The sequence below is a fragment of the Nostoc sp. genome, from assembly GCF_036916985.1.
Taxonomy (GTDB): domain Bacteria; phylum Cyanobacteriota; class Cyanobacteriia; order Cyanobacteriales; family Nostocaceae; genus Nostoc.
On the sequence record NZ_JBALFD010000054.1, the window covers coordinates 26,845 to 41,513 of the forward strand.

The 14,669-nt window shown below is 42.9% G+C and carries 12 protein-coding genes; 6 read left to right on the forward strand and 6 right to left on the reverse strand.

Annotated features, from left to right (window positions below; genetic code table 11):
* Positions 1-748 precede the first annotated feature (748 nt).
* The 6 genes from V7L07_RS18460 (at position 749) to V7L07_RS18485 (ending at position 4,029) form a co-directional block, all read left to right on the forward strand.
* Positions 749-937, forward strand: coding sequence for a hypothetical protein (locus tag V7L07_RS18460; RefSeq protein WP_292842245.1), 189 nt, complete (start codon positions 749-751; stop codon positions 935-937).
* 440 nt (positions 938-1,377) lie between these two features.
* Positions 1,378-1,890 carry an inorganic diphosphatase gene (locus V7L07_RS18465; protein ID WP_335060226.1) on the forward strand — a complete coding sequence of 171 codons (513 nt, stop codon included), beginning with the start codon at positions 1,378-1,380 and terminating at the stop codon, positions 1,888-1,890.
* Positions 1,891-2,012: 122 nt separating this feature from the next.
* Positions 2,013-2,396, forward strand: a complete 384-nt coding sequence (gene panD, locus V7L07_RS18470) for an aspartate 1-decarboxylase (protein WP_179067723.1) — start codon at positions 2,013-2,015, stop codon at positions 2,394-2,396.
* A 13-nt stretch (positions 2,397-2,409) separates the two neighbouring features.
* Complete coding sequence (locus tag V7L07_RS18475; RefSeq protein ID WP_335060229.1) at positions 2,410-3,312, forward strand: MBL fold metallo-hydrolase; 903 nt, start codon at positions 2,410-2,412, stop codon at positions 3,310-3,312.
* A gap of 208 nt (positions 3,313-3,520) precedes the next feature.
* On the forward strand, positions 3,521-3,748 hold the full coding sequence (locus V7L07_RS18480) for a hypothetical protein (protein ID WP_335060231.1): 228 nt from the start codon (positions 3,521-3,523) through the stop codon (positions 3,746-3,748).
* Between the two features lie 47 nt (positions 3,749-3,795).
* On the forward strand, positions 3,796-4,029 hold the full coding sequence (locus V7L07_RS18485) for a type II toxin-antitoxin system RelE/ParE family toxin (protein ID WP_442936066.1): 234 nt from the start codon (positions 3,796-3,798) through the stop codon (positions 4,027-4,029).
* Positions 4,030-4,139: 110 nt separating this feature from the next.
* Here the strand turns inward: V7L07_RS18485 and V7L07_RS18490 are convergent, their stop codons facing one another.
* The 6 genes from V7L07_RS18490 to V7L07_RS18515 all read right to left on the reverse strand — a co-directional run bounded on the left by V7L07_RS18490 (position 4,140) and on the right by V7L07_RS18515 (position 14,521).
* Positions 4,140-5,354 carry an HhoA/HhoB/HtrA family serine endopeptidase gene (locus V7L07_RS18490; RefSeq protein WP_335060235.1) on the reverse strand — a complete coding sequence of 405 codons (1,215 nt, stop codon included), beginning with the start codon at positions 5,352-5,354 and terminating at the stop codon, positions 4,140-4,142.
* Between the two features lie 268 nt (positions 5,355-5,622).
* Positions 5,623-6,945, reverse strand: coding sequence for a D-alanyl-D-alanine carboxypeptidase (locus tag V7L07_RS18495; protein WP_335060237.1), 1,323 nt, complete (start codon positions 6,943-6,945; stop codon positions 5,623-5,625).
* A 524-nt stretch (positions 6,946-7,469) separates the two neighbouring features.
* Positions 7,470-8,540: an LOG family protein gene (locus V7L07_RS18500; RefSeq protein ID WP_335060239.1), complete on the reverse strand. Its 1,071-nt coding sequence runs from the start codon at positions 8,538-8,540 to the stop codon at positions 7,470-7,472.
* Between the two features lie 573 nt (positions 8,541-9,113).
* Entirely contained in the window at positions 9,114-11,939 is a 2,826-nt protein-coding gene (locus tag V7L07_RS18505; RefSeq protein WP_335060241.1) for an NACHT domain-containing protein, read from the reverse strand.
* A 558-nt stretch (positions 11,940-12,497) separates the two neighbouring features.
* Positions 12,498-14,267, reverse strand: coding sequence for a pentapeptide repeat-containing protein (locus tag V7L07_RS18510; protein ID WP_335060243.1), 1,770 nt, complete (start codon positions 14,265-14,267; stop codon positions 12,498-12,500).
* A gap of 122 nt (positions 14,268-14,389) precedes the next feature.
* A complete protein-coding gene (locus tag V7L07_RS18515) occupies positions 14,390-14,521 on the reverse strand; it encodes a hypothetical protein (RefSeq protein ID WP_335060245.1) in 132 nt (43 codons plus the stop codon).
* Positions 14,522-14,669 lie beyond the last annotated feature (148 nt).

Here is a 14,669-nt window from a genome sequence, read left to right on the forward strand (position 1 = left end):
AGGATCTAGAAATTGGAATTGGGTATTTTGTTCAAATATGAGGAAAGTCTGGGGATAACCCTCTACACCACTTTCTAAAACATTTTTGTACTCTACCTATATATAGATTGACAAAATTGCTGTGATATTACGCAGATTTGAAAATTTAAATTCTGAAATATTTGTTTAGTATTATCACTTAATCCATGCTGCACAACACAGTTGATGTATCTGTATTTATTCGGTAGTCATGATTGGTTACAAAAATCATTCCTGCCCATTTCTTCTCTAGCATCAAATATTGTTGTGTATAACTACTGTATAACAATCGAGAATACTGAATATTTATCAGTATCTTTGCGGTTTTGTGTCCTGTATCACAAATTAGTAATTCCAGTAAAATGACCTTATCAAAGCCTTTACAGAGATGTTATAATCATGAAGTATCGGACAAATACATTTTGCTAATTAATCTTTAAGCAGCGAAAAAATGTAGTTTATCATGCTGTTAAAGTTAGCTTTGCGTATGCGAACCATTACACCATACAGGGAAACATCTGAAAATATTAATCACAAAATAAAACATGATTTGTTGACTTGTAACTTGGTATTAAGAATTTCATGTATAAAAACGCTATTATGACAATTGTAAAACTGGTTTAGCTTGTAAAATGCTACACATTTTACAGTTTAAAAATAGCTACAATAGCATCAAGACTCTCACTCAGAGAGTAGACCTACACAGTCTTACGAAGAACTTCAATTTTGTATGAATTCAAATAGCCAGTCTGCCAATTCTGCCGACACATATTCCCAACGTTTGGCAGACATTGTGGGAACTGCGATCGCTCTGTTGACTCTTACCCTACCCGTATTTGTCATTGCCCACTATTCTTCAACTAATGTTCAAAATAACCCGCAACCACTGATCCAAAACCTACAAGGAAGTAAAGATTGATAAAGCTTCCCCGTAGCTTTCCCCAGCAGGAAAGCTACAAAAAGCAGAACACTGATTTTGAGACAACCTCTGTAGATGTGAATGTAGTTCATCAGAAATAAGCTGAATCTGTATTGTGTAACTCCAGATTTCAGAAATCTTGACACAATAGAGGCTGAAATACGTCTAACAGTAATCAAAGGCGGAGGATATCCATAATACCCTCTTGGAAAAAGCGTTGCGAGGAAAGTTCGCAACGCTTTTTCCATCTTTTGGCTAATTCAAGAGAATAGGTTACAGCTTTAAAACGAGATGCTCCCAAAGTTTCTTCCCCAGTCCCTAGTCCCCTATCCCCTAAAATGAATACCTTGGGAAGAGATCCAATATTGCCCTAAAATTCTACACGGGGAGCGAAGCTGACTGAGTGCCCCAATTATTCATTGTTATCAGAGGAGTTTTTTGTGGATTTATCTCGTATTCCTGCCCAACCGAAACCTGGTCTAATCAACGTTCTGATTGAAATTGCTGGCGGAAGTAAAAATAAATATGAATACGATAAGGAACTACAAGCTTTTGCTCTAGACCGAGTACTTTATTCCTCGGTAAAATATCCTTATGACTACGGCTTTGTACCCAATACTTTGGCTGATGATGGCGATCCCCTCGATGGTATAGTCATAATTGACGAGCCAACCTTTCCAGGCTGTGTGATTGCCGCGCGACCGATTGGCTTTTTGGAGATGATTGACGGTGGCGATCGCGATGAAAAAATCCTTTCTGTTCCTGACAAAGATCCGCGCTACGCTCAAGTAAGATCCCTGAAAGACGTAGCACCACACCGCTTAGATGAAATTGCTGAATTTTTCCGTAGTTATAAAAATTTGGAAAAAAAGGTGACTGAAATTCTCGGTTGGCAAGATGTGGACAGGGTTGCAGCAATAGTTGAAAAATCCGTCAAAGCTTATAGAGGATAATAGAGGAGTTAAGAGTTATGAATTTTTATTCCTAACTCCTGTAGAGACGCGATTAATCGCGTCTCTACTCATAACTTTCTCTTGTTACGGATTTTCAAATCTGCCACCAACCCCAAACCAGAATGCAGCGTACTCTCCTTTTGGCAAAAATTCATAACTGCACCCTCACAGGGGCGAATATCAACTACGTGGGTAGTATCAGCATTGATGAAATCCTTTTAGAAAAAGCTGGTATCTTACCTTATGAACAGGTGCAAGTAGTTAATAGTGCCAACGGTCAGCGCTTTATTACCTATGCGATCCCGGCTCCAGCCCATTCAGGAGTAATTGAGTTAAATGGGGGTGCGGCACGTCTAGGCATTATTGGCGATCGCTTGATTATAATGACTTACGGGCAGTTCACTCCAGAAGAGGTAAAAAGTTACTCTCCTACGGTAGTCATTGTGGACGAAAAAAACAGGTTGTTGGAAGTACGGCGCTACGATGACCTGCTCAGTAAGGTCTAAATTTTCAAGAAAAATGTCAAATTTTGAGTTGTCGGGTTCCCAAAGCTACATACCTGAAAAGTCTGCTACCCTGTCAAGTAGTCTAGCAGGTGAATTTCTCGTGCAATTCTGGGGTGTCAGAGGCTTGATTCCCACTCCAAGTAGCGACACTAACCGTTATGGTGGTAATACTGCTTGTGTAGAAATGCAGGTAGCTGGAAAACGCTTAATTTTTGATGGCGGCACTGGCTTACGGATACTGGGTAAAATTTGGCAAGAACTACAACAGCCATTAGAAGCCCATTTATTTTTTACCAACTGTCAATCAAACCGAATTCAAGGGTTTCCCTTTTTTGCGCCTGCATTTATTGGAGAAAATTGCTTCCATATTTACGGCACAGCTGCCTCAAATGGAGCCTCAATCAAACAATGTCTGTACGATCAGATGCTCCAGCCACACTTTCCTTACCCATTACAGGTAATGCAGTCAGAATTGCAGTTTTACAATTTGACTCCAGACAGTGATGTGAAGTTGGATGATGTCACTATTACAACTGCATTAATTAATCAAACTCAACGGTCAGTTGGCTACCGAGTGACTTGGCAAGAGTATAGCGTTGCCTACATCACGGATTTGCACCAGAATGCCGATCAAGTGGAGCGAGAGCGGATTTTAGAGTTTATTAAAGGCGCTGATTTGCTGATTGCCAATGCTACTTACACTCCGCCGACATCTCACAACCATGACTCTGCTGATTTACTCTGGCAAGCTGCGGTGAATGCAGCTTTGAATGCTGGCGTTAAACAGCTAGCCATTTCTCATCATCACCCAGATGACCATGATGATTTTCTTGACCAGGTTCAAGTAGATATTAAATCTGCTTTTCCTCAAGCCATAATAGCCCGTGAAGGTCTAGTATTAGCTGTTGGTAAGTGATTTTTTATTGGCACTTTTTAATCAGTGGTAGAGCGATGCTTACGGTGGCAAGCTACCCACAAGCACTGCTTGTCAATTTGCTTTTCTGTTGAGATCGCGCGATCTGGTATGTAAAGGCAAATTGTCTCGTAGATTGTGAGGTAGAACGCTATAATTTACTCAACTTTGTAATCATTTTAAACCTGAGAGTTGATAGTCTAATTCGATCATGAGTACTTTCAATCAAGTGCTAGCAGACGCTTTGCAACTTTCCTCTGAGCAGCAAGAAATGCTGATCAAGATTCTACAAAATCGCCACTATGAAAATCGTCGTGCAGAAATAGCTACAGATGCCCAACAAACCCTAGTTGATTTCCATACAGGTAAATTTCGGCATCAGTCAGCCCAAGATGTTATTGCAGCATTACGCCAGTCTTTAAACGAACTAGAGGAATGAGACTGCTGGTTTTGACCCCAAAATTCAAACGAGCATTTCGTAGGTTTGTGAAGCGAAATACTGAACTCCAGCAACGCATTGAAGACACTCTTCAACAAATGGAAGCAGATGTATTTGCCCCAGCCTTAGGCACACACAAACTAAGCGGCAAGCTCGAAGGTCTTCAGTCCTGCTCTTGCGGCTATGATTGTCGTGTTGTCTTCTCTATTGAACTGGATGCAGAAACAAGTAGTGAAGCTATTGTTCTGCTCGATATCGGGACGCATGATGAAGTTTATTAACTATGTAGTGATATTACTAAGTGGATCTCATTTTGAGACGACACGTGCTTGGGGCACAGTAATACTGTGCCCTTACTTATTCCACACAATTGAAATCAGCTACATTGCTTCTAAGAAGCATTTTGTAACTCAGCTGTGCGGACTGAAAGCTGCTGTGTCTGATTACCTCGTTGCACTTTCACCTGTAATATTTGACCAAGGCGACTGTCTTCCACAACATTCTGCAATTGTTCAGCACTGGTAATTGCTTTACCATCAACTTGCAGAATTACATCCCCGCGCCGGATACCCGCAGATGCCGCTGGAGAATTGGGGACAACTCGCATGACAAAAACACCATTAATTTCTGGTATCTGAATCGGAGAGTTGGGATCGGTGTTATTTTGCTTGGCGAGATCGGGTGTCAAAGTTAGCATTTGCACACCTAGATAGGGGTGAGCAACTTTGCCATCGCGTTGTAGTTGGGCAGCGATCGCTTTAGCTTTATCAATAGGAATGGCAAATCCAATACCCATTGCATCAGGACGAATAGCTGTGTTAATGCCAATCACTTCACCTAGACCATTTAATAATGGTCCGCCAGAGTTACCAGGGTTAATGGCGGCGTCTGTTTGAATGAAGTCCAAACGTTTGTCACTAATGCCGACTTGGGCGCTAGAACGTTTAAGGGTACTGACAATTCCCAAAGTAACGGTGTTATCAAATCCTAAAGGATTACCAACTGCGATCGCCCAGTCTCCTACTTGTACATTACTAGAAGAACCTAAGGGAGCCACTGGTAAATCGTTACCAGCGTTAATCTTGACTACTGCCAAATCTGTGACTTCATCAATACCTTGAACTTTACCTTCAAAGGTGCGGCCATCTTTGAGTCGGACTGTTACTTTATCAGCCTTATCAACCACATGAGCATTAGTCAAAACTAACCCGCTTTTGTCGATAATGAAACCTGAGCCTAAACCGCGTAACTGCTCAGAAGGAACCTGTTGAGAGAAACCTTCACCAAAAAACCGACGAAAAAAGGGATCTTCTAAAAATGGATCGACGCGACGAGTAATTGTTCGCTCAGTATCAATACGGACAACTGCTGAACCAACACGGTTTACTGCTGCTGTCACAAAGCTAGTGCTACCGATGGCAGCACTAGCTGGTGATTGCCGTTGAGCAATGAGGTTTGAAGTATCAAGAGCAGTTACCGTGGGTGCTGGCTCGGCTTGGGAGGGTAATACCTGCAATGTGCTAACGGTTAGCAGAACTCCTAGCGCGATCGCTAAAACATGAGTACTAAGTTGACGTAAAGACCGAGAGAATTTGGGAAATCGCATAATCACAACCTAAATTTATAAGCCTAATTGTTGCTTAGTCGTGACAAATCTATTTACAGTTATTTTTACTTTAGGTTTCGCTTGCTCTTTGCACCACTGGGGTTAGGGCATTTTGCGAACTACCTGTAATCAACTTAATAGAAAATTAAACCCAAAAGCTATTATGGACATTTCCCCTTTACAAGTTCGGTTTTTACCCATAAATAAAACTTTTGGATTGCGAATAAGACTAGTCTACTGTCTGTTCTAACCGTGGACTATGGATGAACTAACTTTTGTATAAGATTTCATTCCGATTAGCTGCACCTAGCTGGGGTAAAGTGTTGATGACTGAGTGGGGAGTCAGGGCAATAGGAACGGTGGGAGGTTGTTGTAATTGTTTGACAACACTTTGTAAGAGTTGGTCTTGTCCAGTACGGAAACCCCAAACATTTGTTCCACGGTTAATAATCGCAAACCAAACCAAACCGCGATCGCGTGTAGGCATCACTCCCGCTAAGGCGCTTACATCCCGAAGAGTGCCAGTTTTGATCACAGTCGCCAGGGGAATATGCCTAGTGTGTAGTGTCCCTCGGTGATCAAATCCAGACATGGGGAACAAATCAGCCAGATTCAGTTGATGGGCAGATGCCTCAGCTTGAATAGCCATAAACATGGCACAAACAGCCCTGGGAGAAATGCGATTTTCAGGGCCCAGTCCAGAACCATTGATTAACTGAATTTCCACCTGTGGGACTCTAGCTAGGTTAGCAGCAGTTGATTGCACTACAGCTGCTCCTCCTACTGAGTCGGCCAGCATCTCTGCCATATCGTTATTACTGTAAACATTCATTTCCTTAAGCAGTTGCTTTAAAGGCAAGGAGCGATGACGCAGTAACAACGTTTGTTGAGGGTTTGGTTGTGCCTCAACTTTTACGCCACCGGAAATCACAACTTGAGGCTTGGGCGTTCCCTTGGGCATGATTGAGTATGTATAAAGGGCGGGGCGACCCCAAGTCGCACGATTTAGGGTTTGTTTGAGCATTAAACCCGCCAGCATCGGCTGACGTTGGAAATTCATGGCAAAACTGCCACTAATGATCAAATTTCCCTTTACCTGCTTGATACCCATTTTATTGAGAGTATTACCAAGAGCGATCGCTTCTTCCCAAACAAACAAAGGATCGCCACGGCCAGCAATGACCAAATCGCCCTGCACAACTCCATTTACCACAGGCCCAGTAACACTCACCAAAGTATCAAATTGGTAATCTGGCCCCCAAGTTTTCAAAGCAACTAGGGAAGTGGCAATTTTGGTTAAAGAAGCAGCCGGTAAAGGAGTCGTACCTTGGTGATTCGCCATCAGCATCGGCCCCGACTGCATCCAAATGCCCTGACTCTCAGCCAGATTTTGCGCCACCACCTTTGATGTTATGAGCTTTTTCAGATACTCCTGCACCGTAGTCGCACCAGCTGGATTTGGATCGGGGGCAAGAACCAAGCCAGGGCTACTTTGCCAAGTTAGTGCATCTAAGGCATCTAGAGGCTTGATTTGTACCCCAGCCATTTCCAGCCAAAGCGACACCAAACCTGAACCCAATAATTCCAGCATCTTTTATTCCTCTGTCAGGATTTGAAACGTTGTTTACTGTGCTAATATACAAGTTTTTTTAAGACAATCAGTATTGAGTCATAATAACTGGTGTTTTTCCCATCTGTAAGTAGGGTGAATAATATTGTTTTTGTGGCTCTTTGGAAAATGCCAAAATGTTCATTTCTCATGAACCTATCCGCATGAGATTTGTGATAAAAAACTTATACAGCAGATTTTTTTATGTAAAGATACTATGCCGTTAGCCTGATTCAGAAACAGGCAACATCCACGATGGTCTAAGGTCTAAGAGGATGTTTGAAAAGTCCTCTTGTCGGTATCAAAAATTTTAGATCCCCCTAAATCCCCCTTAAAAAGGGGGACTTTGATTCCGATTCCCCCCTTTTTAAGGCTAGGGGGGAGCTAAAGTGTCTAAAGTCACAGCGAAATACTTTTCAAACAACCTCTACGACTAAGGAATTCTGTAACCTTGAAGCTAAGAAAGGGAAAGTAATTCAAATTCTCCCCCTTGCATTTTTGAATACCTACTTCCTTTCTGGATGCGCTGCATCCTCTGGTGAAGGAGTACCCATCTGGTTAATTATGGCAATCATCTGATACAAGCGCCCTAAGTCACGTTGATTGAAGTGCAAAATCAGGCGGGGTAGTCCAACAGTTTCATCTTGGGCTTCTTGAGGTAATGCCTGACTTTTTTCAATCCGTCCTTGAACAATAATGTTGCTAAAATCAGCATTGAGTTGCTCTAGCAGCGCGTCTGAGATATCTGTCTTCAAGCGGATGACTAACTTAGCGCCGACATATCTAGAGGAGTGATAAACCTGGTAAAAACGGGTGATAGCGTCGCAAGCCACATCCAGTTTGTCTGTCACCGTGTAAAGGCTGGGGTCTTCAGGACTGACAAGGCGGTTTTTTACTAATTGCTTATCAATATATTCGCTCCAAGAGCGCCAGTAATCACCACCAGGGCGATCGATTAAAACTAGAGGTACTGGGCCAAATTTACCATTCTGGGTTAATGTCATACATTCAAAAGCTTCATCTTGAGTGCCAAAGCCTCCCGGAAACAAGGCGACAGCATCACTTTCTTTGAGGAGAAACAGCTTGCGGGTAAAGAAATATTTGAAGTTAATTAGCTTGGGATCGCCTTCTATAAAAGGGTTTGCTTCCTGTTCAAAGGGTAGTTGAATGTTTAATCCAAAGGAATTTTCTCGCCCAGCCCCTTCATGACCCGCCTGCATAATTCCAGCACCACCGCCGGTCATCACCATAAATCCCAATTGCGAAATAGCACGAGCAAACTCAAGCGCCATTTGGTACTCTGGTGTATCTGGCGCTAGACGAGCAGAGCCGAAAATGGTGACTTTGCGAACGTGTCGGTAATCGTAAAAAAGCTGGAAACCGCGCTCCATATCTGCTAATGCAGCCGACAAGATTTTCCAATCGAGACGCTCAATTTCGGTATCAGCTAAACGAATAATAGTAGCAAGTGCTTGCTGAATAAATTGCCGATTTTTTAATGTCGGTAAACGAGCGATTAATTCAGCGATATCCGCCTGTAAAGACTCTAATGTGTCAAACGACGCAGATGAGGTCATGAGAACTGCTGCAACAATGGCACTATATTTTACGTGAACTACTCACACTCTAGCAAGCGGGATATAGCCCTCTGATGTAGAGTTAGCAAACTCAGAACTAGCTTTGAGGTAGTATTGCTCATTACTCAAGCTGAGATCCCCATCTTTTGAGATTGGAACTCGGCAGTTGGTGTTCAGAACTCGGCAGTTGGTGTTCAGAACTCGGCAGTTGGTGTTCAGAACTCGGAAGTTGGTGTTCGGAACTCGGAAGTTGGTGTTCAGAACTCGGCAGTTGGTGTTCAGAACTGGGCAGTTGGTGTTCAGAACTCGGAAAGTCGTGTTCGGAACTCGGAAAGTTGTGTTCGGAACTCGGAAGATGATGTTCACCGTGAGTTCGACGAACCTCTCCCTGTCTTGAACTTTAGTTCAAGTCTGTCCCTCTCCGAGTCGGAGAGGGACGGTTTTGCGTAGTAAAACCAGGGAGAGGTCTTTTCTATCATTGAGCTAATTAGGCGGACACTATATGAGCCGTCGAATTCACGTTCAATACAGTTATATAACGATTCTCTCCTGCTCCTTTGCTCCCACCTGTTCTTAACTCAACCCCAACTGTTGCTTTAAGGCTTCTGGCACATTCCTTGCTGTATCCAGCCCTTTGACATCATCCCATTTTGTATTTTTATCCCATCTAATATCTCCAGAAAATTGATTGCTGAGGTCTGCGCCGCTGAGGTTTGCGCCGCTGAGGTCTGCGCGGCTGAGGTCTGCACCCCTAAGGTTTGCGCCGCTGAGGTCTGCATTCCTGATGTTTGCGTCGCTGAGGTCTACGCTCCTGAGGTCTGCGCGGCTGAGGTCTGCGTCCCTGAGGTCTGCGCTGTTAAGGTCTGCGCTGCCGAGGTTTGCGCGGCTGAGGTTTACGCAGCTGAGGTCTGCGCCCCTAAGGTTTGCGCCGCTGAGGTCTGCGCCTCTAAAGAATTGCCCAACTACGCTATAAAAAGTTTCAAGCTCAAAGCAATCAGTGTAATTAATGATGCGAAGTAGTTGGTCTGTATTATAGTTTCCTTCTGGTTCACCTGATGGATAGAAGATAATTTGTTTTTTAAGATCATCTCGCCCTTGAGCATAGCGGTGCAACTCCAAAAGCAAAATCATCACGTTTAACCCTGTATAAATATCCACATGACGCTGACCTAGCCCTTGAATTCCATACTTTTGCAACTCTCGCAGCTTTTTCTGGGGCAAAGTCTCTTCCGCAGAGTCAATAAATTTTCCCTTACACCAGTTAACGTAAAACTTTTCTAAGCGTTTAAATAACTGCTCCCAAAGAAAATCTTGATTTTCAGTCAGCAAACCCATCAAATATTCCACAATTTCTCGTGTGAGTCTGCCAAAACCCAGCAAATCATAAATTTGCCAATTCATTTCGGCTTCGGGAATAACTAATTGTTTTCCGTCTTCTGCTTCGTAGTATTGTGTCCAAGCTTTCAGGCGTAGTTTTAGGCGTTCAGCAAAGAGAAATTCGCCAAAACTCTTATGAAAAAACTCAACTCCACCTTCTTGTTTATCAGCAGGACGAATGTAAAAAGCAGCTAAAGCTGTCTTGAGCGCTTCATTACCCAGTTTTTCTTTAGCTTTTTCAATTAAGGCTTTTGCTTTTTCGTCGTCTTGCAAACGTGCTTCTAACATTGACATGGAAGCAAATTCACCTCCCGACTGCACAACACAAACAGCCGCTTCTGTGAGAATACGTTTTAAATCTTCGGGTTTCTGTTGGGTTAACTCAATATTTAAATTAGTCCCATCCACTTCCGAACGCTGTTTTGTCAGTACCCAGTTTAAAGCCTCTTGGTAAATTACAATTTTTGCGGTGCTACGGCTGGCTTGCTTTAATTTATCAATTGCCAATTTACCATCTCGATACATTGCCGCTAACAAATAAAGTAAGAGCGGCTCTTGGGCTAATTTTTTTACCTCAGATGGACATTTATCACTTTGCAAAAACTGCCCAAAGGCTGCGGTTTTACCTTTATTAGCTGGTAATTCTTCCCACTTATCCAACCATTTTTGTTGCAGTTCTCCATCCATTTCGACAATTTCCACCCGCTCTAAATTACGAGGCAAGTGAGGGATACCTTGTAAAGACATCGACCTACCAGTGATTATCACCCGATGTCCCATTTCGCGGTAACTTTTACATTCCTGCTGAAATCCAGAGACTTGTTTGATAAATGCTTCTAGGTTGAGGTTACTTCTAGCCTCAATATGTAGTTCATCAAACCCATCAAGGATAAACAAGAAACGGGTGTTTTTATTTGTCAACCAGTTTTTATCGCTTTGAATAAAACTAATTTTCAGTTCTGCTTCTAAAGTGTTTTCTAAACGTGATTCAAAGGAGTCTAAATCCCGTAACCGAATTAAAATCGGTGTCCAAATGGGATGTAAATGCTGCCGTACCCAATCAGAAAACATCCGACAGAAGACACTTTTGCCTCTTCCTGGGCCTCCTTGAATAAATATCACTTGTTCTAGATTATTTGGATTTAGCAGATTTTCCTTAGCCCATGTTTCTAAATCTAAGGAGTCTAATTTTTGATCTATCTCACCATTTTTATCTACAGGTTTGGCTTTTAAAGGTACGTAAATATCTTGAAATGAGAAACTTTCGTCAAAAACTAAGTCTAAAGGCTTGTTAGCAATATGAGTTTTTAGATATTCATCAATGCTAGAGAATTTTTGCTGTTCTTTCTGCCAGTCTCCAAAGGAAGGTTGAATTATATTTTTGATGACATCGCCTGATTCTATCCAAGCTTTAATTATGTAGCGATGAGTATTCCAAGCTACTCGTTGCGTCAAAATCTTAGCATTAGCGTTGGGGATGTTTGCTGCTGCTAACCGCGCTAATAAAACTTGATTAAATACTTTCGCTAATTCTGATTCGTGGAAACAGGCTACAGCATCGCTTGCACTTTCATAATCTAATTCAATATCATTGAGTTTTTGTAGTTGTTTAGTTAGTTCTTTATTAATATTGGGGTCAGCATCCGATTTAATAGATGGGTATAAAGATAAAATTTCTTTGATACTTTCCAAATAAGCAGCTTGACTAACTATAAATACACAGTCTTCTAGGGAAGGATCTTGTTTAGTTATATCGCGGGAATACTTTAGCAAGGCTATTCCAAGCGGCACGAATGGCAAACCCGCACCCACTACCTGCGCTAAGGGTGAACACAACACATCTAGCAGTGAAGATGAATTTTGTAACAGAGGTTTCAATAGTTCTACCTTGTCACTTTGTTCTTGAAAGGTTTTTGCGGCTTCTAAAACTGCTTTGCCAGTCTCAACTGTGGTGGTTAAAGTCTCTCCTACTGAGAAGGATTGCCGAAACTTCTGCCAGGTTTGCGATAAACGCTTGTTCATTCGCTGGGACTCTTGTAATTACTGGTTATTTAGAGTGTAGTGTAAAATTTAGGGTTTATGCGTGTGGTAAGAATGACCAACCGCAGAGGCGCAGAGGACACGGAGGAAGAGAAAAGGCGATCGCATCGTGCTAATAATTAGACATTAGCTATTTCTGAGTTCATCATTCAAGCTGAGATATCCATAGATGGTGTTCAGAACTCGGAAAGTCGTGTTCAGAACTCGGAAGATGGTGTTCGGAACTCGGAAAGTCGTGTTCAAAACTCGGCAGTTGCGCCTCTGAACTCGGAAGTTGCACCTTTGAACTCGGAAGTTGCACCTTTGAACTCGGAAGTTGCACCTTTGAACTCGGAAGTTGCACCTTTGAACTCGGAAGTTGCACCTTTGAACTTGGAAATTGGTGTTCAAAGCTTGGGTTTTACCTTTCCCCTCGTGGCATTGCATAATAATTGCGGGATGATTTGGCAACTTCCTTTCATTCCCCCCTGCTTCAAGACCCTCAAGAACCTCCAGAGCTTGCTCCAATTCATCCCACTGTTCTGCAACGCCGCCCTCATCTCACTTCAGCCCCAGTTCTTCTTTTAATGCCTCTGGTACATTCACTGCTGTCTCTAATCCCCGTACACCTTCCCACTGCTGCTTTTTACCCCAGATCATTTCTTCTAAATTCGCGTCGCTGAGGTCTGCACCACCCAGAATGGCATAGCTGAGATTGCTATGGCTGAGATCCGCACCGTTGAGAATAGCACCACTGAGGTTACTGCCACTGAGGTTAGCACTGTTAAGGTTGGCATAGCTGAGGTCTGTACCGAACAAGATAGCGTCGGTGAGGTCGGCACCACTGAGGTCGGCGTCGTTAAGAATCACGCCGCTGAGGTCGGCTTCGTTGAGAATTACTCGACTCAGGTCTACACCGCTGAGGTCAGCACCTAAGAACATTGCCCCGTTAAGTCTGGCATTGTTAAGTTTGGCACCGTTAAGTTTAGCGTAGCTGAGGTCTGCTGCAACAAGGATGGCATCACTCAGGTTGGTACTGAAAAGAATTGTGTCACTGAGGTTACTACCGTTGAGGATGGCATGACTCAAATCAGCACCACTGAGGTCGGCGCGGCATAGGTCGGCATGGCTGAGGTTGACGCTGCTAAGGTTAGCTTCACTCAGATTCGCACCAAAAAGGATGGCGTTACTTAAGTCAGTATGGCTGAGGTTGCTGCTGCTAATGTCGGCGCGGCTGAGGTCGGCGCGGCTGAGGTTGGCGCGGCTAAGGTTGGTACTGCTGAGGTCGGCGCGGTTGAGGTCGGCGCGGCTAAGGTTGGCACAGTTAAGGTTAGCACCGCTGAGGTTAGTGCTGCTGAGGTCGGCACTGGTGAGGTTAGCACCGCTAAGATTGGCACCACTGAGGTTGGCATCACCAAGGTTAGCACCGCTTAGGTTTGCACCGCTTAGGTTGACGCCAGTTAAGTTAGCATCGCCGAGATAAGCAAGGCTGAGGTCAGCACCGCTAAAGTCTGCCCCGGTGAGGTTAGCATCACCCAGATAAGCACTCTGAAAGTTGCCGCCTTTGAGGAATTGCCCAACTATACTGCTAAAGTTGCCAATTTCCAGCGCATCACTATAGTTGATCATCCGCAGCAGTTGGGATGTGAAAAAATTGTCTGTGTCTGGTTGATCTGATGGATAGAAGGTGATTTTTTGTTTGAGTTCATCTCGTTCTTGGGCGTAGCGGTGTAACTCTAACAGTAAAATTAGTACGTTCAGCCCTGTATATATGTCTACCTGTCTCAACCCGATCGCAATATTTTGTGCTGCCAACTTTAACTTTGTTTTCTGAGGCAGGTTATCATCTGGTGTCCCATCGATAAATTCTCCCTGACACCAGCGACGATAAAAATCTTCTAGCCGCCAGAAAAGTAGTTCTGGGCGAATTTTTTTACCAGTCACAATCAATTCCATTAGTTGGCTGACTATTTCTGGTTTGAGGGCGGCATTGCCCAATAAATCATAAATCTCTTCATGCATCTGGCGATCGCACACTCTAAAACAAACCCCAGATGGTAAAGTGCCCAATGCGCGATCGTCGATCTTAGAAGTCAAATCGCTGTCTACTATTGTCCATTTTTCTAAGCTTTCTTGCAGTCTTGGAGAGTATAAATATTCCTGTAAATTATCTTGAGTAAACTTAATGCTTTTGTCTAGTTCTTTAATACTTTTTCCTAGAGGTAAAACTGCTTCGGTTTCTGGCGATGTGGTCTTTGGCATTTCTTGCAACCTTGTACCCCTCACATAATTTCTCAGCAATTGCCAGACTTGAGATAAATATGTTGACATTTCTGTGTCCGTTGTTACATTTAACTTACTGTTTTGATAATCCTGAATTAAAATTTTTTCTATGTTAGTTTGCTTTTCATTGCTACAAATTAATAGTATAAATAAATACTATAGTAAAAAAATCATGAGTTGGCGATGTCTACACCAGACGACTTTTTGTGAGTTTGGCAACGGACTTTCTGGATGACAGCTTCTTGCTTACCTGTAGTCGCTTTCAGGTGCTTCTCCTGATGTCGATAAAATGTTAGCTTCAAAATCCTTTCAAAAATCAAGTAATTTCCATGTTTTGGTTAATTTGTTATACTTTCTTACCAAGAAATTTACTAGTCTGATGTAAAAATAATACTTACTGTTTCTTGGAGACGCAATTGTTAGGAAAAATCCTACACTAAAACAGCACAA

What these genes read in the sequence shown, in the direction of transcription:
- V7L07_RS18460 (WP_292842245.1), top strand. Translation starts at nt 749, where the DNA reads ATGAATTCAAATAGCCAGTCTGCCAATTCTGCCGACACATATTCCCAA.
- panD (WP_179067723.1), top strand. Translation starts at nt 2,013, where the DNA reads ATGCAGCGTACTCTCCTTTTGGCAAAAATTCATAACTGCACCCTCACA.
- V7L07_RS18475 (WP_335060229.1), top strand. Translation starts at nt 2,410, where the DNA reads ATGTCAAATTTTGAGTTGTCGGGTTCCCAAAGCTACATACCTGAAAAG.
- V7L07_RS18480 (WP_335060231.1), top strand. Translation starts at nt 3,521, where the DNA reads ATGAGTACTTTCAATCAAGTGCTAGCAGACGCTTTGCAACTTTCCTCT.
- V7L07_RS18490 (WP_335060235.1), bottom strand. Translation starts at nt 5,354, where the DNA reads ATGCGATTTCCCAAATTCTCTCGGTCTTTACGTCAACTTAGTACTCAT.
- V7L07_RS18495 (WP_335060237.1), bottom strand. Translation starts at nt 6,945, where the DNA reads ATGCTGGAATTATTGGGTTCAGGTTTGGTGTCGCTTTGGCTGGAAATG.
- V7L07_RS18500 (WP_335060239.1), bottom strand. Translation starts at nt 8,540, where the DNA reads ATGACCTCATCTGCGTCGTTTGACACATTAGAGTCTTTACAGGCGGAT.
- V7L07_RS18505 (WP_335060241.1), bottom strand. Translation starts at nt 11,939, where the DNA reads ATGAACAAGCGTTTATCGCAAACCTGGCAGAAGTTTCGGCAATCCTTC.
- V7L07_RS18510 (WP_335060243.1), bottom strand. Translation starts at nt 14,267, where the DNA reads ATGTCAACATATTTATCTCAAGTCTGGCAATTGCTGAGAAATTATGTG.